The following is a 21,529-nucleotide window of genomic DNA, read 5'->3' as shown; positions in this document are numbered from 1 at the left end:
GATGATCGGACCGTTACCAGCGGAAAATAACCCAGCTGGGCACCAACATCTCGGTTTCATCCTCACGGATCCAGCCACCGCCATCAGCCGGCACAAGGTAGTATTCCGGCCCAACTTCCGGCACCACCTTGATCTCCACCAGCTGACCATTCACCCGGTATTCGTAAAACACTTCCTCCTCGCCGGGCCGAATCACGATCTGCGGGCCCTCGGATGACGGCTGGTAATCCGACACCACAACCGGCTCTTTAGGGGTCTCCACAACCTCCTCATCCAGCCCACCACTTTGCTGCGCCACCACCGGCATACACAGCAGCGCGGATACAACACCCAGGCAGGTGATTCGTTTCATTTTCGTGATACCCTTTTGTCCATTCATGGCTACAGAGTTGCACAACGCAACCCCTGCTTCAATCAGAATTCGGACCTGCTTGATATGACACAGCAACAGACCCCACCGGTCGTTCTTGTAGACGGCTCATCCTATCTGTTCCGGGCATACCACGCCCTGCCACCCCTGACCACGAGCAAGAATCAACCCACCGGCGCCATCAAGGGCGTCATCAGCATGTTGCGCCGCCTGGAGCAGGATTTTCCGGGATCGAAGATGGTGGTGGTCTTTGACGCCAAGGGCAAAACCTTTCGCCATGACATGTACGAAGACTATAAGGCCAATCGTCCGCCTATGCCGGACGATCTCGCTACTCAGATCGAACCAATCCACGAGATTGTGAAAGCCATGGGCCTGCCTCTGCTGATTGTGCCGGAAGTGGAAGCGGACGATGTGATCGGCACCCTGGCCCATGAAGCCACCAGCAAGGGTATTGATGTGGTCATCTCCACCGGTGACAAGGACATGGCGCAACTGGTCAGTGACCACGTCACCCTGATCAACACCATGACCGAAACCCGGATGGACCGGGATGGGGTGGTTGAAAAGTTCGGCGTCAAACCGGAGCAGATCATCGACTATCTCGCCCTGGTGGGCGACAAGGTGGACAACATTCCCGGGGTCAACAAATGCGGCCCCAAGACAGCCGTGAAATGGCTGCAGGAACATCAGGACCTGGACCATGTCATCGCTAACGCGGACAAGGTCAAGGGCAAGATCGGCGAATACCTGCGAGAGGCTGTAGATACCCTGCCCCTGAGCCGGGAACTGGCTACCATCCGCACCAACGTCGACCTGGCCTTTGGACTGGAAGACCTGCAACTGCGCCAACAGGACGACAGCACCCTGCGTGAACTGTTTCGGGAGTATGAATTCCGCGCCTGGATTGCCGAACTTGAAAACGCGGGAGACACCCCCTCCGACAGTGAGGCTGAACCCACCAGCAACGACAATAAAACGCTGGAGAAACGCTACAGCGTCATCACGGACCAGGCAGAACTGGACACCTGGATTGACCGCCTGAAGCAGGCTCCCCTGTTTGCCTTCGACACCGAGACCACCAGCCTGCGCTATATGGACGCGGAGATTGTCGGGGTATCGTTTGCCATCGAAGCCGGTGAAGCCGCCTATGTACCCCTGGCCCACGATTACATGGGCGCTCCGGAACAACTGGACCGGGATCAGGTACTATCGCAACTGAAACCGCTGCTGGAGGACCCTGGCGCCAGAAAGCTGGGACAGAACCTGAAATACGACAAGAACGTGCTGGCGAACCATGGCATCACCCTGGAAGGCATCACCGAAGACACCATGCTGGAGTCCTATGTGCTTAACTCCGTGGCTTCGCGCCATGACATGGACACTCTGGCCCGGCAGTACCTGGATGAACAAACCATCACCTTTGAATCCATAGCAGGCAAAGGTGCCAAGCAACTGACATTCAACCAGATCGATCTGGAAAAAGCGGGCCCCTACGCCGCCGAAGACGCTGACATCACCCTCAGACTGCACCAGGTACTGCGCCCGAAACTGGCGGAAACCGGCAAACTGAAGTTCGTATACGAGGACATTGATCTGCCCCTGGTGCCAGTACTTTCCCGCATGGAGCAGCGCGGTGCGATGGTCAGCGCCAGCACCCTGAAACAGCACAGCCAGGAACTGGCAGAGCGAATGGCGGAACTGGAGAAAGAGGCTCACGAGGAAGCTGGTGAAACCTTCAACCTGGGCTCCCCCAAACAACTGCAGGTCATCTTCTACGACAAAATGGGCCTGCCGGTCATCAAGAAGACACCGAAAGGGGCTCCGTCCACCGCGGAACCAGTGCTACAGGAACTGGCCCACGAACACGCCCTGCCCCGGCTGATTCTGGAACACCGCAGCCTGAGCAAGCTCAAGTCGACCTATACCGACACCCTGCCGGAACTGATCCACCATCGCACCGGTCGCATTCACACTTCCTATCACCAGGCGGTTGCTGCCACCGGACGGCTGTCGTCGTCGGAGCCCAACCTGCAGAACATCCCCATCCGCAGCGAGCAGGGTCGTCGTATTCGTCAGGCCTTCATTGCGCCCAAAGGTCACAAACTGGTGGCGGCGGACTATTCCCAGATTGAGTTACGGATAATGGCTCACCTGTCTGGCGACAAGGGGCTGCTGACTGCGTTCGAACACGGCGAGGACATCCACAAGGCCACCGCCGCCGAAGTCTTCGGCGTCTCGCTGGGAGACGTCACTGGAGATCAGCGCCGCAGCGCCAAAGCCATCAACTTCGGGCTGATCTACGGCATGTCCGCCTTTGGCCTGGCGCGACAACTGGATGTCGGGCGCAACGTTGCCCAGGAGTACATCGACCGCTATTTCGAGCGCTACCCGGGTGTTCTGAAGTACATGGACAGCATCCGTAAACAGGCCCACGACGACGGGTACGTGGAAACCCTGTTCGGCCGCCGCCTGTACCTTCCCGAAATTAATGCTCGCAACAAACAGATGCAGCAGGCCGCTGAACGCACCGCCATCAACGCACCGATGCAGGGAACCGCAGCCGATATCATCAAGCGCGCCATGATCGACGTTGAAACCTGGCTGCTGAATAACCACGCAGACGACGCACGCATGATCATGCAGGTACACGATGAGCTGATACTGGAGGTCAAGGAGGGCGCGGTGGAGAAAATCTGCAAAGGCCTTGAGGAGCGGATGTCCGCGGCTGCCAGCCTCAACGTTCCCCTGTTGGTCGAGGCCGGTGTCGGCAACAACTGGGACGAGGCGCACTGATTTGCAGGCGGGCCGGGCTACCATCCGGCCCGCCCAACTCCTACTGGTACCATTTTGGGGCAGACTCCGGTCAAAATGCCCCGTTTCGGCCCGCCTTATACACCGCCACCCCAACAACGGCGGGCCCTCACGATACGGCATGAAATTCGCTAGCTATTTGCCTGTCGGCTCCCATATCCACACTGGAGCCAGGTTGTGACAATTCTTTTCCGAGGCCGTTACCATGACATCTCTGGCATCTGAACGAAGCTGGCTACTGGACCCTGGCCTGCTCAAACTCGTCCACCAGTGCCGTCGAATGATTCACGCCGAGTTCGGGGTCAAGCTGCACCTCACCGAGGAGCATCTCGAGCAAAGGCTGGCAGACTACGCCAGTAAAACACGTTCAAACCAGTTGATACGCACCTGGGAAACCCTGAAAGAGCGGGTACCTCATCTCGATATCGCGGACCTTGAGACCGACAAAACTGAAGACGCAAAGCGAACCTACCGCGGGCAAGCTATAGCGGAAGAGAGTGATGACAAGAACAGCCATCAGGAGAGAGAAAAAGCCCGACCACGACGCACCAAGGTGATTTATCGTGGCCAGGTGGTTGGCTGACCGGATCCGGTCAGCCAGTCAGCATCATCCGCTTAGAACGACTTGCTGACCTGGATACCCGCACTCCAGGCGTCGAGTTCGTACTCACCCCGGTAGTTGCTCGGATCTTCAGTGCCCGTAGGTAGCTGGGCGACCTGCGACGGGTTCTCATGCTGGTAGTTGCGCTCGTCCACTTTGCCATTACCGTCGAAGATCAGGGTGCCGGCCGCCACATCAACGGTCCAGCCACTGCTATGGTCGGCCCACTGGGCACCGAGAGTCAGCCAGTGACGATCGTTGGAGGGAATCCGCGCCGTCACAAAGTCTTCATTCACCGGTGACTCATCAAAGGCATATCCGGCCTTTAAGGCCCACTCCGGAGTCGCCTGCCAGATACCACCAAGGTTGAACTGCCAGGTATTCTGCCACTTTTCGGTAATATGACTCAGTACCGCACCTTCCTGCGGCGCGCGGGTAATCTCCCCACCCGCTTCACGGCTTACGATATCCAACTCTTCAAAGCGGCTCCACTTCGCATAAGTCGCTCCAGCCAGGACCGTTACGGCATCCGTCAGCTGATGGCGTGCGCCCAGGGTAATGCTTTCAGGAATCGCCAGCGGCACCTGCACCTTCTCGGAAACACTGGTTGGGGTAACCACGCCGGCAGCCGGGTTCACATAGCCGGTCAGATCGGCGTCACCCTCAAGATTCAGCTCGGTACCTGTTTGGGCGGACAAACCGAACTGGGTTCTCTCAGACAGTTCATACAGAAAACCCACACGGAAGGTGACGCCAACATCGTCCCCTTCAATGTTGGCATATCCCTGATCATAAAATCCGGGATCCGGGTTGCCGCTCGGAGCCGTCACAGCAAAACTGGCCAGCGAGTTATCCATGAACCGCGTCAACTTGCCTTCCGCATAAATGATGTTGATTCCTGCCCCCATGGACAGCCCCTTGCCGTTGTTAACGGAAATGGACGGGCTGAAGGAGATCGCAGTCAACTCCGTTTCATCAGCAAAGAAGCGCCCCGTAAAGTCATCGTCGTAATCCGCAGCCAGGCCGAACGGCGCATGAATACCGAAACCGATATCGACGGAATCACTGACTTCATGAGTCATGTACACGTTCGGGAGTACCGCCGGGTCTGCAATATCTCCACCACGCGAACCCTGTACCGGAAGCCCCAGCTGACTGGTAGCTTCTACACCCCGTTTCGCTTCCGCATCAATATCCAGCACAGCTGCGCCGAATGAGAGGTTCGTACCAGACAGCTGGCTCATGCCCGCTGGGTTGAACAGCACGGTGGTCGCGTTCTCGGGATTGGCGGCGGTGCCGGCATTGGCAACACCCATGGCGCTGGCGCTTTGCTCATTCAAGGCAAAACCACCGGCCAGAACACTGACGGGGGCCGCAGCGAACGCCAGGGTGACCAAACGGATGGCATAAAAGAGATTGGTTTTGTTATGGCGCATACTTCCTCCTGTTAATTTGGCGGCGGAGTATACGCATCTCGGGCCAATGGCCTCAAATGCCATCCCTACTGGTTCGGGAGGCTAATCATTTCATACTAAAGTCTAATCCGCAGGACGACTGATCAATCGTCCTGAATCGACAACTTATCCACGGATGATGACAGCTGGTCGGCGCCCTGGGCATCAGTACCAAGCTTGATCATCAGGCGCAGGTCATTGGCGGAATCCGCGTGAGCCAGGGCATCCTCGTAGGTGATCGAGCCTTCAGCATAAAGCTTGTAAAGCGCCTGATCGAAGGTCTGCATACCGGCTTCATTGGACTTGGACATCAATTCCTTGAGCTTGTGCACTTCGGCCTTACGAATCAGATCCGCCACCAGCGGGGTGTTGATCAGTACCTCGATTACGGCCTTGCGGCCCTGACCGTCCGGGGTCGGAATCAGCTGCTGGGCCACAATGGCTTTGAGGTTCAGAGACAGATCCATCCAGATCTGATTGTGCTGTTCCGGCGGGAAGAACTGGATGATGCGGTCCAGCGCCTGGTTGGCGTTGTTGGCGTGGAGCGTGGCCAGACACAGGTGACCGGTTTCCGCGAACTGCACCGAGTACTCCATGGTCTGGCGGGTTCGCACCTCACCGATGAGGATAACGTCGGGCGCCTGGCGCAGCGTGTTCTTCAGGGCCACCTCGAAACTTTCGGTATCAATCCCCACTTCCCGCTGGGTCACGATGCAACCGTGGTGTTGGTGGACGAATTCGATGGGATCTTCAATAGAGATAATGTGGCCACGACTGTTACGGTTACGGTGGCCCAACATGGCTGCCAGGGATGTGGACTTGCCGGTGCCGGTGGCACCGACGAACATGATCAGACCCCGCTTGGTCATCGCCAGGTCCTTGATCACCTCCGGCAGGGAGAGATCATCGATCAGGGGAATCTTCACTTCGATCCGACGCAGTACCATGCCACACAGGTTACGCTGGAAGAAGGCGCTCACCCGGAAACGGCCAATGCCCCGGGCACTGATGGCAAAGTTGCATTCGTGGCTCTCCTCGAATTCGGCCCGCTGCCTGTCGTTCATGGCACCGTAGACAAACTCACGGGTTTGCTCTGGGGTCAGAGCGTTCTTGGTGACCGGGAGCACCTTGCCGTTCACCTTCATGCTCGGTGGCACACCAGCGGTAATAAACAGGTCGGAACCGCCCTTCTCCACCATCAGCCGCAACAGTTTCTCGAATTCCATGACTTATTACCTATTCGTCGATCTATGGTGCAAGGGCGCACCGGATACGTTGTTCGTGCCTGCTGGCCAGATCAGAAATTGTCTGGCATTTTTGCCTTGGCCTTTGCCGCTTCACGCGAGATAAGGCCTTTCTGCAACAGGCGCTCCAGGCATTGATCCAGGGTCTGCATGCCAATGGAACCGCCGGTCTGGATAGACGAGTACATCTGGGCGATCTTGTCTTCCCGGATCAGGTTGCGGATCGCCGCCGTGCCGATCATGATTTCGTGGGCGGCAATCCGGCCGCCACCCATTTTCTTCATCAGGGTCTGGGAGATAACCGCCTGCAGGGATTCCGACAGCATGGAACGGACCATGGACTTTTCTTCCGCCGGGAACACGTCAACTACCCGGTCAATGGTCTTGGCCGCGGAGGTGGTGTGCAGGGTGCCGAATACCAGATGACCGGTTTCCGCCGCGGTCAGCGCCAGGCGGATGGTTTCCAGATCCCGCAATTCGCCCACCAGGATAATGTCGGGGTCTTCCCGCAGGGCCGAGCGCAATGCTTCGTTAAAGCCCAGGGTATCCCGGTGCACTTCGCGCTGGTTGACCAGGCACTTCTTGGATTCATGCACGAATTCGATGGGGTCCTCGATGGTGAGGACATGCTCATAACGACTGTCATTGATGTAGTCGATCATCGCCGCCAGGGTCGTGGACTTACCGGAACCCGTCGGGCCTGTCACCAGCACCAGCCCCCGCGGTACCGAGGACACGTCCTTGAAGACCTGCCCCATGCCCAGATCTTCCATCGTCAGGACCTTGGACGGGATGGTCCGGAATACCGCACCCGCACCCCGGTTCTGGTTGAAGGCGTTGACACGGAAGCGGGCGACACCGGGAACTTCAAAGGAAAAATCGGTCTCGAAAAATTCTTCGTAGTCCTTCCGCTGCTTGTCGTTCATGATGTCGTAAATCAGCCCGTGGACTTCTTTGTGCTCCATGGGCGGAAGGTTGATCCGACGCACATCGCCATCAACACGAATCATCGGGGGCAATCCGGCGGACAGGTGCAAGTCAGACGCACCCTGTTTGGCCGAGAAGGCAAGCAGTTCAGTAATATCCATAGATTTCCTCGGAAGGCGTTTTTCTTTTATCCCGGTCTGGAGCCAGATCCGGTACGGCCCCCGCATTCAGTATCACTTGGCATTTCAGTAACCTGCGGGTAACGTGTCAGCGAGACAGTGACAGACCGGACTCGGCGGATTCACACTATGAGCAGCATAGCAGACAACATCGGGAGCGTAACCCGACGCATACAAAAAGCAACATTGAAAGCCGGGCGGCCTCCCGGTTCTGTGCACCTGTTGGCAGTCAGCAAGACACGTGCAGCAGAAGACCTCAGGGAAGCTGCAGCCGCCGGCCAAACAGCCTTTGGCGAGAATTATCTGCAGGAGGCCCTGGACAAGATTGCCGCGCTGGAGGATTTGCCAGGCATTGACTGGCACTTTATCGGCCCCATCCAATCCAACAAGACCCGCCAGATTGCCAATGCGTTTTCCTGGGTCCACAGTGTCGACCGCCTGAAAATTGCCTGCCGCCTGAGCGAGCAACGGAATTCCGACCTGCCGCCCTTGAATATTTGCCTGCAGGTCAATATCAATGAAGAAGAGAGCAAATCCGGGTGTTCGCTCGAAGAACTGGAAGGGTTGGCCAGCGCCATCGGTGAGCTGCCCAATCTCCGCCTCCGGGGACTGATGGCCATACCAGCCCCCAACCAGCCGGAGGCAAAACTGCGGGCCAGTTTCCGCAAACTGGCCAATGCTCTGAAAACCCTGCGCCAGGCCCAGCCCGAAGCCGGGCCCCTGGATACACTTTCAATGGGCATGTCCGGGGATATGGAAACGGCCATAGAAGAAGGGGCTACCTGGGTTCGCGTTGGTACCGCCCTCTTCGGCAAACGGTCACCAAAGAGCTGAATCGGCCAGTTCCTGTTATCATCGGGGCCGGATCAACGACAGATCAACTTGTGGAGTGAACTTTGAGCACATCACCAACCATTTCGTTTATCGGGGCAGGCAACATGGCCAGCGCCATCATTGGCGGTATGCTGGACAACGGTTTCAAAGGAGCCGATATCTGGGTCAGCGCTCCCGATGACAGTCACCTGCAGTCCATTCGCAAGCGTTTCGGAGTCAGCGTGACCACGGATAACCGCTACTGCGCCCAGCAGGCCGACATGGTGATTCTGGCGGTGAAACCTCAGGTCATGGCGGATGTCTGCCGCGACATCGCCCCGGTGGTACAGAATACCCGCCCGCTGATGGTCTCCATTGCCGCCGGCCTGGAAGCCGACACACTGGACGAATGGCTCGGCGGTGGCCTGCCACTGGCCCGGGTTATGCCCAATACGCCCTCCCTGGTTGGCAAAGGCGCCGCCGGACTGTTCGCCAACGATCAGGTCAGCGACAAACAGAAGAAGATGGTCGAAACCGTCTTCAACAGCATCGGTTCCGCTCTCTGGGTTGATGAGGAATCCCTGCTGCACGCCGTCACAGCCCTGTCGGGCAGTGGCCCCGCCTACTTTTTCCTGATGCTTGAAGCTCTGGAAGATGCGGCCACAGAGGCCGGCATTGCTCCGGAGACGGCCCGCCAACTGGCGATCCAGACCATGGCAGGCGCCGCAGAAATGGCCGGTCGCAGCGAGCACGACCCGGCGCAACTGAAACGTAACGTGATGTCCCCGGGGGGCACCACCGAGCGTGCGATCCATACCTTTGAGGACGGTGGCCTGCGGGATCTGGTCAAAAAAGCCTATTCCGCGGCATTCTCACGCTCTGAAGAAATGGCCAAAGAATTGAGGAGCCTCTGAACAACTCCTGGATCGCCTCTGGCTTTCAGAGCGCGCAGAGGCGATTCAGGAGTTATTCAGAGGCTCCAAGGCAAACAGTAACCGATAACGGAGACACGGCTTCATGCTGGCTGACATTCTGATCACGATCCTGCTCATCGCGTCGACCTTCTACATGACCATCGTCCTGCTGCGCTTTCTGCTGCAGCTGGCGAGAGCGGATTTCTACAATCCCATTTCCCAGTTCGTGGTGAAAGCCACCAACCCTCTGCTACGGCCGCTGCGGAAAGTCATTCCGGGCTGGGGAGGCATCGACGGTGCCGCACTGGTGCTTGCAATCGTCATTCAGGCCATCGCGTTCCTGCTGATCCTGGTGGCCATGAACAGCGGCATACCGAGCATTAATCCGATCACCCTGCTGGTGTGGGCAGCCCTTAACGTGCTGGATCTCGTCGTCAAGATTTACTTCTGGTCGGTGATTGCCGTGGTCATTGTCAGCTGGATTGCCCCCAGCAGCCATCATCCCGCCATTCAACTGGTGGCTCAGATTACCGAGCCGGTCATGCGCCCGGTACGCAACGTGATACCGTCCATGGGTGGCCTGGATCTGTCGCCCATTGTCGTGTTCCTGATCCTTAACGTGATATCGGTGGTTATCAACCACCTGAAGATCGGTGCCGGCATGGGTGCCCTGGCCGGAATGTAAACCAGGTCTCGGAAATACATTTCGTTACAGTTATCAACGCAAAACATCATTCCAGAGCCGCCACTTCATCCTGTTGATTTTGCGGCTTTTTTTGACCAACACCTGCTGCCCTGCTATATACATCCCTTTTAGCTCACAAAGACACCCACAAAAATTGGGATACTATTACCTTTAATTAATGCAACAACACCGTTACCCGGAAGTCGCGCAGAAGGAAATTCCGATGAACAAACAAGGAACTCTGTCGCAGCAGGTAGAGGCCTACCACAATTGGAAAAAGGAACTGATCCGCCAGATAGGTCGATATCGATTGTGGTTGCAGGATAACAACCTGTTCTCAGAGGACGTGAGCCGCCGCATCCGGCACGGCCTGGAATTATTGATCGAAGACGAACTGACCATTGCCTTTGTCGGGGAATACTCCCGTGGCAAAACCGAACTGATCAATGCCCTGTTTTTCTCCGAGTATGGCCAGCGCATGCTGCCGTCCCAGGCTGGACGCACGACCATGTGCCCTACGGAGCTGTTCTTTGATCGCACCGAAAACGCCAACTATCTGTTACTCCTCCCTATCGAAACCCGCACCGGGGAGCTGTCATTGCATCAGCTTCGAAAGCAGCCCGACCGCTGGGTCAAACATGAGCTGGACGAGCGCAACCCCGATGTCATGCGGGAAGTCCTCGCCGAGGTTGCACGGGTCAAAAGCGTTACCCCCGCTGAGGCACGGAACCTGGGCTTCGACGAAAACATGCTGGAGCACGACCGGAACAACCCCGGCAACGTACTGGTTCCCGCCTGGCGCAACGCCCAGATCAGCATCCGTCACCCGTTGTTCGAACGCGGCCTGCGTATTCTCGACACACCCGGCCTGAATGCCCTGGGATCGGAACCCGAACTGACCATCAGCATGCTGCCGCGGGCTCATGCCATCATTTTCCTTCTCAGCGCCGACACCGGAGTCACCGCCAGTGACATGACCATCTGGAAGGACCACATCGACACCGAGCATGCCGATCATCGTGCTGGCCGGTTCGCTGTACTCAACAAGATCGACGTGCTCTGGGACGACCTTCAGGGCGAGCAGCACACCCGCGACGCCATTGACCGGGTTTGCGGGTACACGGCGGACCATCTTGGCATCCGCAGTGGTGATGTCATTCCGCTGTCAGCCAAGCAAGGCCTCATAGCCCGCATCAAGCAGAATCCGGACCTGCTTGACCGCTCCAATCTGGACCAGCTGGAACAGCTGATCGTCAAACGCATCCTGATGCACAAGGAAGAACTGATCACCCAGAGCCTGATCAACGATCTGCTGGGCATGCTGCAGAACAGTCAGGCCGCCATGCAAACCCGCCTTGATGCCCTGGAAGAGGAACTACACGCCTGTTCCGGCGTCACCATGGACAAGGAAGCGTTGCGCCGCCTCGCTGACCGGGCCCAGAACGACTACGACTTCTACTACAAGAAACTGATCACCCTGCGTTCCAGCCGTCGACTGATGGAATCCCAGGGCGAAATGCTGAAAAAGCTGGTCGATGAGCAGCGGTTTGAAGCACACGCCAGCAAAGTTCGTACAATCATGTCAAAAAGCTGGACGACCGTCGGCATGAACCGTGGCATGGAACATTTTTTCGAGCTATTGGAAAGCGACCTGAACAACCTCATGAGCGAGGGCTTACTGGCGGAAAAGATGGTCGGAGCCATCTACCGTCGTTATAACGAAGACACCCGCGCCCGTCACCTGGAGCCCATTCCCCTGCGTTCAGGCCGCCATATCATTTCCCTCAGAGAACTGCGCAAGAAAGCCCGGCGTTTCCGGGCCAACCCAAAAAACCTGCTGGCCGAACAATCCGTGCTGGTCAGGCGCTTCTTCAATGTCATGGTCAATGAAGCCCGTACCCTGCATCAAAGAGCCAGGAACGATGTGGAACGCTGGCCGTCGGAGGCCCTGCTACCGATCATGCAGTATTCGATGGAACAGAAGCAGCTTCTGGAACACCAGATCCGACGCCTGAGAGACATGGTACGTAATGATCGAGACAGTCGTGCCGAGCGAGAACGCCTGCAGAACGCCATAAGCGATTTGTGCCGGCAACTGGAACTGGCGGACGCTATGCATCGGCAAATCCGCAAGCCCGCCCCCACGCTGATTCAACAGAAAGTCGTCAATATATCCGGCGCCGTCTGAGGCGCCCGGTCATCCTGCGGTTGCAGGCACGGAGAGCGGCCTTTAAACTGCTGGGCTGGCAACCGCTCTCCCTGCGTTGTTCCAGACTTTCACTGACTGAACCAGGAACCTGTCGCGCCGATGCCCGATTCCCTGCCAACGGATTCTGTCGGGATTGTCACCCCGCAGACGTTACATTTTGACGCGCCCATCACCCTGGCGTGTGGGCAAACGCTGGATAGTTACGATCTGGTGATCGAAACCTACGGCACACTGAATGCCGATGCCAGCAATGCCGTTCTGATTTGTCATGCCCTCAGCGGCCATCACCACGCCGCCGGCTACCACTCCATGGAAGAGCGAAAACCTGGCTGGTGGGATAGCTGCATTGGCCCGGGCAAGCCTATCGATACAAATCGCTTCTTCGTCGTCAGCCTGAACAATCTCGGGGGCTGCCATGGCAGCACCGGCCCCAACAGCGTCAATCCGAAGACGGCCAAACCCTACGGCCCGGATTTCCCGGTGATAACTGTCAGCGACTGGGTACAGAGTCAGGCCTTGCTCGCAGACCGGCTCGGCATCGAATGCTGGGCCGCTGTCGTGGGCGGCTCCCTTGGCGGCATGCAGGCGCTGCAGTGGAGTCTGGATTACCCAGACCGGCTGCGCCATTCGGTAGTGATTGCCTCCACCCCCCGCCTGACGGCCCAGAACATTGCCTTCAACGAAGTGGCACGGCAAGCCATCACCTCGGACCGGGAGTTTCACGACGGCCGTTACCAGGATTTCGATACCGTGCCTCGTCGCGGCCTGATGCTGGCACGAATGGTGGGCCACATCACTTATCTTTCCGATGCCTCCATGGGTGAAAAATTCGGCCGGGAATTGCGGGACCAGGCCTACAAATTCGGCTATGACGCGGAATTCCAGGTGGAGAGTTACCTGCGCTATCAGGGCGAACGCTTTTCCGAGATGTTCGATGCCAACACCTATCTGCTGATGACCCGCGCCCTCGATTATTTCGACCCTGCCTACGAGTATGGTGGCGATCTGTCCAAGGCGCTGGCGCCTTCGAACTGTGAATACCTGGTATTGTCCTTCAGCACCGACTGGCGCTTCACGCCGGCCCGCTCCGAAGAAATGGTCAATGCCATGATCGCAGCAAAAAAACGGGTGAGTTACGCGGAAATCGACGCGCCCTGGGGACACGATGCCTTCCTGATTCCCACCCCCAGGTATACCGATATCTTTAACGCCTATATGGATCGTGTTGCACGGGAGGTGGGCGCATGAGACCGGATCTGGAAATCATTCAGCAATGGGTCAAACCCGGCAATCGGGTGCTCGACCTGGGCTGTGGTGACGGCACCCTGCTGGACTTTCTACAGCGCGAGCGCGGTGCCAGCGGTTTTGGCCTGGAAATTAATCCAGACCACATTACCACCTGCATGGGTCGTGGCGTTTCGGTGATTGAACAAAACCTGGACACCCAGGGACTGGGCAACTTCGACGACAGGACCTTCGATACCGTACTGATGACCCAGGCACTGCAAGCCGTACGACGGCCAGACATGGTGCTGGAGGAAATGCTCAGGGTTGGCCGTGAAGGCATCGTCACCTTCCCCAACTTTGCCCACTGGCGCCTGAGATGGGGCCTGACCCTGAAAGGGCGCATGCCGGAGTCCGAAGCATTGCCATACAAATGGTACAACACGCCCAACATCCGGCTGTGCACATTCCGGGATTTTGAAGCCTTGTGCCGTCAGAAAAACATCCGCATCAAAAGTCGTCGGGTGGTGGACGGACAACACCAGAATAGCTGGCTCGCCCGCCTATGGCCTAATATGTTGGGAGAGATTGCCATCTATCGTATTACACGGGAGGAAACCTAATGCGGAATGCCCGAAACTGGCTGGCAGCCACCCTGATCTGCCTTGCCTTCATCAGCTTTCAGACCCACGCCGCCGATTCGAAGGACTTTGGCGAGTATCAGGTGCACTACAGCGTATTTCCGAGCACCTTCCTAGATCCTGAGGTGGCCAAGGCCAATAACCTCACCCGTTCCCGGGGTATTGGTATCGTCAACATCGCCATTATGCGCGAAGGGGAAAACGGCAGCCTGACACCGGTGTCCGGGCAAGTGGAAGGCAAGGCCCTGAATGATATCCAGCAGCCAAAATTCCTGGCATTCCGTCGCATTCAGGAAGGTGAGTCCGTGTATTTTATAGCGGAGTACCAGTACCGCGATGCCGAACTGATGACGTTCCAGATCACCGCCCGTCCCGCGGGTGCTGGCAAGGACCTGCCCATCCGATTCGCCCACACGCTGTTTAACAACTGATGACTTCAACACCTACGCAGCTGGTCATCGCCAGCAACAACAAAGGCAAGATCGCGGAACTGACTGACTTGCTGAGCCCACTCGGCATTCAGCCAGTGTCGCAAGGTGAGCTTGGCGTCAGCGAAGCGGAGGAGCCGGCAGTTACCTTTGTCGAAAACGCCATCCTCAAGGCCCGCCATGCCGCCCGCGAAACCGGTCTGCCAGCACTGGCGGACGATTCCGGGCTTGCGGTTGATGCCCTGGGCGGCGCCCCCGGTGTTCGCTCCGCCCGTTACGCAGGCGAAAACGCGAGTGATGACGACAACGTCCAGGCGTTACTCGAAGCCATGTCATCCGTTGCGGACGGAGAACGAGGCGCCCAGTTCAACTGTGTACTGGTGTACCTGCGCCACGCCGATGATCCAACACCCGTTATCTGCCATGGCCGCTGGCCCGGAAGCATTCTGAGAAACCGGCGTGGTGAAGGCGGATTTGGCTACGACCCCGTGTTCCTGGTCCCGGAAACAAACTGCAGTGCCGCCGAACTGAGTCGTGATCAAAAGGGCCGGATCAGCCATCGCGGCCGAGCCCTGGCTCAACTGCTGGAACAGCTGAAGGCCAGGACGGCATCGTCGTGACCTCTTCCCCCGCAGGGTCGGAGACAACACTGCCGCCCCTGAGCCTTTATATCCACGTGCCCTGGTGCGTGCGCAAGTGCCCCTATTGCGACTTCAATTCCCATGCCTTTAGCGGTGATATCCCGGAAGAGGCCTACCTGCGGGCACTACTGGAGGATCTGGATCAGGACCTTTCCCTGACCGGAGGTCGTAGCATCCAGACCGTCTTTATTGGTGGCGGCACACCCTCGCTGATGTCGCCGGCATTCTATCAGCAGCTTTTTCAGGCTCTGAGACAACGCCTGGATTTCAGCCCCGGCGCCGAGATCACCCTCGAGGCCAATCCCGGAACCGTGGAGCAGGCACGATTTGAGGGGTTTCATGAAGCCGGCATAAATCGTCTCTCCCTGGGCATCCAGAGTTTCAACCCGGAACATCTGAAGGTTCTCGGCCGTATCCACGATGACAAGGCCGCCCATCGAGCGATCCAGGCCGCCAGACAGGCGGGCTTTGACAACTTCAACCTGGACCTGATGCACGGCCTGCCAGGCCAGACACCGGACGATGCCATTGCCGACCTTGAAGCCGCACTGGCCTGGGAACCACCCCACGTCTCCTGGTATCAGCTGACCCTGGAGCCCAATACCGAGTTCTACAGTCGCCCCCCGGTTTTGCCGGATGACGAACGCTTATGGGATATCTATGAGAAAGGGGGCGATTTCCTGAGACAGAACGGTTACAGCGATTATGAGGTGTCTGCCTGGTCCCGTCCCGGCATGGCTTCCCGACATAACCTGAACTACTGGACCTTTGGTGACTATCTGGCACTTGGTGCTGGCGCCCATGGCAAAATTACCGGAACCGGAAACGTATCAAGGTACTGGAAAACCCGGCAGCCTTCGGCCTACCTGAATCGCATTGGCAGCCGCACCGCCGGCAGCGAGACCATCGAACCTGGCGATTTACCCCTGGAGTTCCTGATGAATGCGCTGCGCCTCACAGAGGGCGTGGATGATCAATTGTTCAGCACACGAACTGGTTTACCCCTGAGTACGGTTGCGGTAAAACTTGAACAACTAAGAAAGGAAAACCTGCTGGCCCCGGATCGGATCAAAGCCACCGAACTTGGCCACAGGTACCTGAACAGCCTGCTGGAGCGCTTTCTGTAATGGACATGCCAAGCATCATCCGATCACTGCCCAAACGCCTGAAGCTGGGCATGATCTTCTCCATCATCCTGCTGGTGACCCTGCTGGCCATTAACCAACCTCTGCAAACCGGTTCAGCTCCACAGGGCATCATCAGCTTTCAGCTGGCCGCCACTGCAGATCATTCCCTGGCCATTCTGCGCAGCTGGCGCGGAGACATCATGATCTGGGCGCATCTCTCCCTGTGGCTGGATTTCCTGTTTATTCCCGTTTATGTCATTACCCTGTTGATGGTGACCAACCTGCTTATGCGGGATCGCCCGGGGGTTCGTGAGCGCAACGTGGCGCGCTGGGTCAGGGCGCTGTTTGTGTGTGCCGGTGTCAGTGACGTGCTGGAGAACATTCTTCTGCTGAACAACCTCAATCCGCCAACGGATACGCTCAGCCTGTCCGCTACGATTTGCGCTCTCGTCAAATACACCGGGCTGATGCTGGGACTAGCAGGGCTGGTGATTATTCGTGCGGCAAGGCGCCACCCGCTCGCCCACGGGTAACGCCATCAACAATGTCAGTTGGTACGGTGGAAGAGCAGATCCCAGACACTGTGACCAAGCCGTTCACCGCGCCTCTCGAACTTTGTCATCGGACGATCGTCAGGACGGGGCGAATACTGGCCGGCCCCGGCGGCATTGGCAAAGCCTTCCGCCTCATTCATCACTTCCATCATATGTTCAGCGTAGTTTTCCCAGTCCGTTGCCAGGTGCAAAATGCCGCCGACACGGAGCTTGTGGCGAATACGCTGGACAAAGTCGTGCTGGATCAAGCGGCGCTTATGATGCCGCTTCTTGTGCCAGGGATCCGGGAAGAACACCATCACGCGGTCAAGACAGGCATCCGGCAGGCACAGGTCGATGACATCGTTGGCATCAATGGAGTAGACCCGCACATTCTCAAGCCCCCGATCCTCAACTTCCTTCAGCAACGCCCCCACCCCCGGCAGGTGCACCTCGACGCCGATGAAGTCCTGCTCAGGTGCCGCTTCGGCCATATCAGCCAGGGATTTGCCCATCCCGAAGCCGATTTCCAGATTCAGCACGGCATCGCGTCCGAACACCTGGCGCGGATCAACCATGCCCTGCTCACGGGTCAACCCATAGATCGGCCAGCTACGCTCATACGCTTTCTTCTGGCCTTCGGTCATGCGCCCCTGGCGCAGAACAAAACTACGAATGCCACGGCGTGTGGTTACCGGGGAATCGTTGGACAGATCTTTTTCGTCGGTCATCTGGGTTCCTCAACCGCAGGAAGCGGGTTCTGGTTCTGGTTCTGGTTCTGGTTCTGGAGAAATTACCGCACAGTTTACCAGAGTGGATCGATTCAGGCCGACACAACTGAATTAGCGGATTGCTGCCGGTCCAGCTTGCGATAGCCCAACGCCTCCACGAGATGGCCATTGCCGATTCCATCGGAGTCATCCAGGTCCGCCAGTGTTCTCGCCACACGGAGGATTCGGTGCAAGGCGCGGGCGGAAAGTCCAAGCTTCTCCATCGCGCCGGACAACAAGACCTCTCCCTGACTGTCCAGCCGACAGTGCCGATGCAGCTCGCTGCCACCCAGGCCGGCATTGATGGTTCCCCGCTGCAGCTGGCGATCACGCGCCTGGGCCACCCTGACTCTGACCGCCTCACTGGATTCACCATCCGCCTGTTTTTGCATTAACACATCCCCACCCTGAACCGGCACTTCCACGTGCAGGTCAAAGCGGTCAAGCAACGGCCCCGACACCTTACCCCGGTAGCGCATCACCTGCTGCGGCGTACACTGGCATTCAATCGTCGGATGGCCGTTGTAACCGCATGGGCACGGATTCATGGCGCCCACGACCTGGAAGCGGGCCGGGAAACACACCTGCCGGGCGGCGCGACTGATGGATATCTCCCCGCTCTCCATGGGTTCGCGAAGCACCTCGAGCACCCGTCGCTCAAACTCTGGCAATTCATCAAGAAACAATACGCCACGATGGGCGAGGGAGATTTCTCCCGGGCGGGGGCTGCTGCCACCTCCGACCATGGCTACAGCAGAAGCGGTGTGATGGGGAGAACGAAACGGCGGCTGCCGCCAGTATCCGTCGCGCACGGGCAGACCCGCCACCGAATGGACACTGGCCACTTCCAGCGCAGCCTCGGTGGTGAGCGGTGGCAAAATACCGGGCAGCCGGCTGGCCAACATACTCTTCCCGGTTCCCGGCGGGCCATAAAACAGCAGGTTGTGAGCTCCAGCGGCCGCCACTTCCAACGCACGTCTTGGTACAGACTGCCCCCGGACATCCGCAAGATCCGGTCCGGAAACGGCACCTTCGTCCAGTGACGCAGGCGGAATGGGCACCAGTGTCGCCCGACCACACAAATGCTCACATACGGTGAGCAGGTGGGCGGCAGAGAGCACGTCGTCCTGGCTCGCCAGGGCGGCCTCGGACGCATTCGCTTGTGGCACCAGCAACTTCCTGCCTTCCCCGCGTGCGGCCAGCACTGCCGGCAGTATGCCTTTAAGGGGACGCAAGGCGCCATCGAGGGACAACTCCCCCACGAACTCGCAGGCCGTCAGGCTTTCCGGGGGTATCTGGCCCGAGGCCGCGAGAATCCCCAGGGCAATGGGCAGGTCAAAGCGGCCTCCCTCCTTGGGGAGATCGGCAGGTGCCAGATTGATGGTTATACGTCGGGCGGGGAACTCGAAACCGGCATTCAACAGCGCACTTCGGACCCGCTCCCTGCTTTCCCGGACTCCGGTTTCCGGAAGTCCGACAATGGAAAGAGCCGGCAAGCCGCCGGACAGGTGCACCTCAACTGTAACGGCCGGGGCAGATACGCCAATACTGGCGCGGGCATGGACAATAGCTAACATAGCGACCTTCCGTGGTCAGATTCTCTCGGTGTTCAACCCATGGGCACGTCGGCCCATATCGGTGCAGGCTCAGTTGTCCTGCAGTTTGCTCTCCAGTGCGGCAACGCGCTTCTCCAGCTCCTCCACCTTTTCGCGGGTCTTCATCAGCACCGCCTGCTGGGCATCAAACTCTTCACGGGTTACCAGCTCAAGGCGGGAAAGCACCGACATCACCGTTGCCCTTGCCTGGGTTTCGAAATCTTCCCGGGCCGCACGGGCCATATCGGGCACGAACTGGCCAAACTGGCCCTGTAACTGGGCCAAAAAATCCTGCGGACCTTTCACAACATCACCTCTCTGGCATCAACGGGTTCCGGTGCCAACCGACGATCAGGCGCCCGGAATGGACTTGCGGGAGTGTAACACAACACTGGCCCTGCCATACTGTGCCCTGTCCGCAGTATAATAGCGCCGCAGGACGGTTTGCATGGTGCGCCAATATGGCTCGCCGTGGAGATCAATGCTCTTTTTTGGTGCAGCATAATGTTCCAAACTGGAGCGTTATATTTCTAACAATTTGAAATTATGCAACTTTTTTGCGTTGGCACACCCGATGCAATAAACCTCGTACGCAATCCGCACAATTGGTGTGCGAGGTGGCAGCATCCCGACCTCAACACAAACGGCCAATGGGCCCTCACTGTTGGGACGGCTTTACCAAGGAGAAAGCAATGAAACTTGTGACAGCGATCATCAAGCCTTTCAAATTGGATGATGTCCGTGAGGCACTATCCGAGATTGGCGTGCAAGGCGTAACCGTCACCGAAGTGAAAGGCTTCGGGCGGCAGAAAGGCCACACAGAACTCTATCGTGGCGCGGAATACGTGGTGGACTTCCTGCCCAAGGTCAAGGTTGAAGTCGCCATCGGTGACAACCTGCTGGACCAGGTTATTGAGTCGATCACCAAGGCTGCCAATACCGGCAAGATCGGTGACGGCAAGATCTTCGTGACAGAACTCGAACAGGCGATCCGTATCCGGACCGGTGAAACCGGCGAGGAAGCGGTCTGATAACAGCCTGAATTCCCGATAGCCAACGCAAAAAACTTATAACCTGAAAAGCCTCGTGCGGAGGGCTTCATATGGAAAGCAACATCTTTCACCTGCAGTATGCTATAGATACTTTTTATTTCCTGGTGTGCGGCGCATTAGTCATGTGGATGGCAGCTGGCTTTGCCATGCTGGAATCCGGGCTGGTTCGCGCCAAAAACACCACTGAGATTCTCACCAAGAACGTGGCCCTGTTCGCGGTGTCCTGCACCATGTACCTGATTTGCGGTTACGCAATCATGTACGGCGGCAACATCTTCCTGTCCGGCATGGGCGACGTGGACGTCGGCGGTGTGATGGGCGAGTTCGCCAGCCGTGAAGACGGCTTCGAGGGTGGTTCCATCTACTCCGGCGCGTCTGACTTCTTCTTCCAGGTGGTATTCGTAGCCACAGCCATGTCCATCGTGTCTGGTGCGGTTGCCGAGCGCATGAAACTGTGGGCGTTCCTGGTATTCGCCGTCGTCATGACCGGCTTCATCTATCCGATGGAAGGCGCCTGGACCTGGAACGGTGAGGATGTCTTCGGCATGTTCAACCTCGGCGACCTTGGTTTCAGTGACTTTGCCGGCTCTGGCATCGTTCATATGGCCGGTGCAGCCGCGGCTCTGGCAGGCGTTCTGCTGCTCGGCGCCCGTAAAGGCAAGTACGGCCCGAACGGCGAGATTCGCGCCTTCCCGGGTGCTAACCTGCCACTGGCGACACTGGGTACGTTCATCCTTTGGATGGGCTGGTTCGGCTTCAACGGCGGCTCAGTTCTGAAACTGGGAGATGTCTCCAGCGCGCATGCCGTTGCCATGGTCTTCCTGAACACCAACGCAGCAGCAGCTGGTGGCGCCATCGCCGCACTGATCACTGCTCGCCTAATGTTCGGTAAGGCTGACCTGACCATGCTGCTGAACGGCGCACTGGCCGGCCTGGTGACCATCACTGCTGAGCCGTCCACGCCGACAGCTCTGACTGCAACCATCTTTGGTGCCCTGGGTGGTGTTCTGGTGGTACTGAGCATCGTCACCATGGACAAGCTTCGCATCGACGATCCCGTGGGTGCCATTTCGGTTCACGGTGTCTGCGGTCTGCTTGGCCTGCTGCTGGTGCCGATCACCAATGGCGACTCTACCTTTACCGGCCAGATCATTGGTGCCCTCACCATCTTCGTCTGGGTCTTCGGTGCCAGCCTGATTGTCTGGGGTATCCTCAAGGCGGTCATCGGCATCCGCGTCAGCGAAGAAGACGAATACGAAGGCGTCGATCTGTCGGAGTGTGGTATGGAAGCCTATCCGGAGTTTGTCA

The 21,529-nt window shown here is 57.9% G+C and carries 21 protein-coding genes; 14 read left to right on the top strand and 7 right to left on the bottom strand.

The annotated features are described in order from the left end of the window. Positions 1 to 13 precede the first annotated feature (13 nt). Positions 14 to 352: a DUF2782 domain-containing protein gene (locus MARLIPOL_RS15640; protein ID WP_012139266.1), complete on the bottom strand. Its 339-nt coding sequence runs from the start codon at positions 350 to 352 to the stop codon at positions 14 to 16. An 84-nt stretch (positions 353 to 436) separates the two neighbouring features. Between MARLIPOL_RS15640 and polA the strand changes: the two genes are divergently transcribed. Together polA and MARLIPOL_RS15630 are read left to right on the top strand one after the other, a co-directional pair. Then, positions 437 to 3,166 (top strand): DNA polymerase I, encoded by a 2,730-nt coding sequence (polA, locus tag MARLIPOL_RS15635; protein ID WP_012139265.1) that lies wholly within the window; start codon positions 437 to 439, stop codon positions 3,164 to 3,166. 223 nt (positions 3,167 to 3,389) lie between these two features. Continuing rightward, the gene (locus MARLIPOL_RS15630) at positions 3,390 to 3,767 is read left to right on the top strand and encodes a hypothetical protein (protein WP_036192012.1); all 378 of its coding nucleotides are present in this window, start codon (positions 3,390 to 3,392) and stop codon (positions 3,765 to 3,767) included. 32 nt (positions 3,768 to 3,799) lie between these two features. Here MARLIPOL_RS15630 and MARLIPOL_RS15625 read toward each other — a convergent pair whose 3' ends face one another. The 3 genes from MARLIPOL_RS15625 to MARLIPOL_RS15615 form a co-directional block, all read right to left on the bottom strand. After that, positions 3,800 to 5,221 (bottom strand): OmpP1/FadL family transporter, encoded by a 1,422-nt coding sequence (locus MARLIPOL_RS15625; RefSeq protein WP_012139262.1) that lies wholly within the window; start codon positions 5,219 to 5,221, stop codon positions 3,800 to 3,802. A gap of 122 nt (positions 5,222 to 5,343) precedes the next feature. Continuing rightward, a complete protein-coding gene (locus tag MARLIPOL_RS15620) occupies positions 5,344 to 6,465 on the bottom strand; it encodes a PilT/PilU family type 4a pilus ATPase (RefSeq protein ID WP_012139261.1) in 1,122 nt (373 codons plus the stop codon). A 71-nt stretch (positions 6,466 to 6,536) separates the two neighbouring features. Then, a complete protein-coding gene (locus tag MARLIPOL_RS15615) occupies positions 6,537 to 7,571 on the bottom strand; it encodes a type IV pilus twitching motility protein PilT (protein WP_012139260.1) in 1,035 nt (344 codons plus the stop codon). Between the two features lie 147 nt (positions 7,572 to 7,718). On the opposite strand from MARLIPOL_RS15615, the gene MARLIPOL_RS15610 reads away from it, so the two are divergent. The 10 genes from MARLIPOL_RS15610 to MARLIPOL_RS15565 all read left to right on the top strand — a co-directional run bounded on the left by MARLIPOL_RS15610 (position 7,719) and on the right by MARLIPOL_RS15565 (position 16,804). Next, positions 7,719 to 8,423: a YggS family pyridoxal phosphate-dependent enzyme gene (locus MARLIPOL_RS15610; protein WP_012139259.1), complete on the top strand. Its 705-nt coding sequence runs from the start codon at positions 7,719 to 7,721 to the stop codon at positions 8,421 to 8,423. A 62-nt stretch (positions 8,424 to 8,485) separates the two neighbouring features. Beyond that, positions 8,486 to 9,316 carry a pyrroline-5-carboxylate reductase gene (gene proC, locus MARLIPOL_RS15605; RefSeq protein WP_012139258.1) on the top strand — a complete coding sequence of 277 codons (831 nt, stop codon included), beginning with the start codon at positions 8,486 to 8,488 and terminating at the stop codon, positions 9,314 to 9,316. A gap of 103 nt (positions 9,317 to 9,419) precedes the next feature. Beyond that, complete coding sequence (locus MARLIPOL_RS15600; RefSeq protein ID WP_012139257.1) at positions 9,420 to 10,001, top strand: YggT family protein; 582 nt, start codon at positions 9,420 to 9,422, stop codon at positions 9,999 to 10,001. 223 nt (positions 10,002 to 10,224) lie between these two features. Then, entirely contained in the window at positions 10,225 to 12,189 is a 1,965-nt protein-coding gene (locus MARLIPOL_RS15595; protein ID WP_012139256.1) for a dynamin family protein, read from the top strand. A 120-nt stretch (positions 12,190 to 12,309) separates the two neighbouring features. Further along, positions 12,310 to 13,458, top strand: a complete 1,149-nt coding sequence (gene metX, locus MARLIPOL_RS15590) for a homoserine O-succinyltransferase MetX (RefSeq protein ID WP_012139255.1) — start codon at positions 12,310 to 12,312, stop codon at positions 13,456 to 13,458. Further along, complete coding sequence (metW, locus tag MARLIPOL_RS15585) at positions 13,455 to 14,057, top strand: methionine biosynthesis protein MetW (protein ID WP_012139254.1); 603 nt, start codon at positions 13,455 to 13,457, stop codon at positions 14,055 to 14,057. The genes metX and metW overlap by 4 nt, the downstream gene beginning before the upstream one ends. Next, positions 14,057 to 14,506, top strand: coding sequence for a DUF4426 domain-containing protein (locus MARLIPOL_RS15580; RefSeq protein WP_012139253.1), 450 nt, complete (start codon positions 14,057 to 14,059; stop codon positions 14,504 to 14,506). Before metW ends, MARLIPOL_RS15580 begins: the two co-directional genes overlap by 1 nt. Then, positions 14,506 to 15,123: an RdgB/HAM1 family non-canonical purine NTP pyrophosphatase gene (rdgB, locus tag MARLIPOL_RS15575; RefSeq protein ID WP_012139252.1), complete on the top strand. Its 618-nt coding sequence runs from the start codon at positions 14,506 to 14,508 to the stop codon at positions 15,121 to 15,123. Before MARLIPOL_RS15580 ends, rdgB begins: the two co-directional genes overlap by 1 nt. After that, on the top strand, positions 15,114 to 16,271 hold the full coding sequence (gene hemW / locus MARLIPOL_RS15570; RefSeq protein WP_036192009.1) for a radical SAM family heme chaperone HemW: 1,158 nt from the start codon (positions 15,114 to 15,116) through the stop codon (positions 16,269 to 16,271). The genes rdgB and hemW overlap by 10 nt, the downstream gene beginning before the upstream one ends. After that, positions 16,271 to 16,804, top strand: a complete 534-nt coding sequence (locus MARLIPOL_RS15565; RefSeq protein ID WP_012139250.1) for a hypothetical protein — start codon at positions 16,271 to 16,273, stop codon at positions 16,802 to 16,804. The genes hemW and MARLIPOL_RS15565 overlap by 1 nt, the downstream gene beginning before the upstream one ends. Positions 16,805 to 16,818: 14 nt before the next feature. On the opposite strand, the gene trmB is transcribed toward MARLIPOL_RS15565, so the two are convergent. The 3 genes from trmB to MARLIPOL_RS15550 all read right to left on the bottom strand — a co-directional run bounded on the left by trmB (position 16,819) and on the right by MARLIPOL_RS15550 (position 19,475). Then, the gene (gene trmB / locus MARLIPOL_RS15560) at positions 16,819 to 17,535 is read right to left on the bottom strand and encodes a tRNA (guanosine(46)-N7)-methyltransferase TrmB (protein ID WP_012139249.1); all 717 of its coding nucleotides are present in this window, start codon (positions 17,533 to 17,535) and stop codon (positions 16,819 to 16,821) included. 92 nt (positions 17,536 to 17,627) lie between these two features. Continuing rightward, the gene (locus MARLIPOL_RS15555) at positions 17,628 to 19,151 is read right to left on the bottom strand and encodes a YifB family Mg chelatase-like AAA ATPase (protein ID WP_012139248.1); all 1,524 of its coding nucleotides are present in this window, start codon (positions 19,149 to 19,151) and stop codon (positions 17,628 to 17,630) included. A gap of 69 nt (positions 19,152 to 19,220) precedes the next feature. Next, positions 19,221 to 19,475, bottom strand: a complete 255-nt coding sequence (locus tag MARLIPOL_RS15550) for an accessory factor UbiK family protein (RefSeq protein WP_012139247.1) — start codon at positions 19,473 to 19,475, stop codon at positions 19,221 to 19,223. Positions 19,476 to 19,861: 386 nt separating this feature from the next. On the opposite strand from MARLIPOL_RS15550, the gene glnK reads away from it, so the two are divergent. Together glnK and MARLIPOL_RS15540 are read left to right on the top strand one after the other, a co-directional pair. Next, positions 19,862 to 20,200: a P-II family nitrogen regulator gene (glnK, locus tag MARLIPOL_RS15545; protein ID WP_004578958.1), complete on the top strand. Its 339-nt coding sequence runs from the start codon at positions 19,862 to 19,864 to the stop codon at positions 20,198 to 20,200. Positions 20,201 to 20,271: 71 nt separating this feature from the next. Beyond that, a partial coding sequence (locus MARLIPOL_RS15540) for an ammonium transporter (RefSeq protein ID WP_012139246.1) occupies positions 20,272 to 21,529 on the top strand: 1,258 nt, incomplete at its 3' end.

The organism is Marinobacter lipolyticus SM19 (genome assembly GCF_000397065.2).
Taxonomy (GTDB): Bacteria; Pseudomonadota; Gammaproteobacteria; order Pseudomonadales; family Oleiphilaceae; genus Marinobacter; species Marinobacter lipolyticus.
The sequence above is the reverse complement of the archived record's forward strand: the minus strand, read 5'-3'. Positions and strand labels throughout refer to the sequence as shown.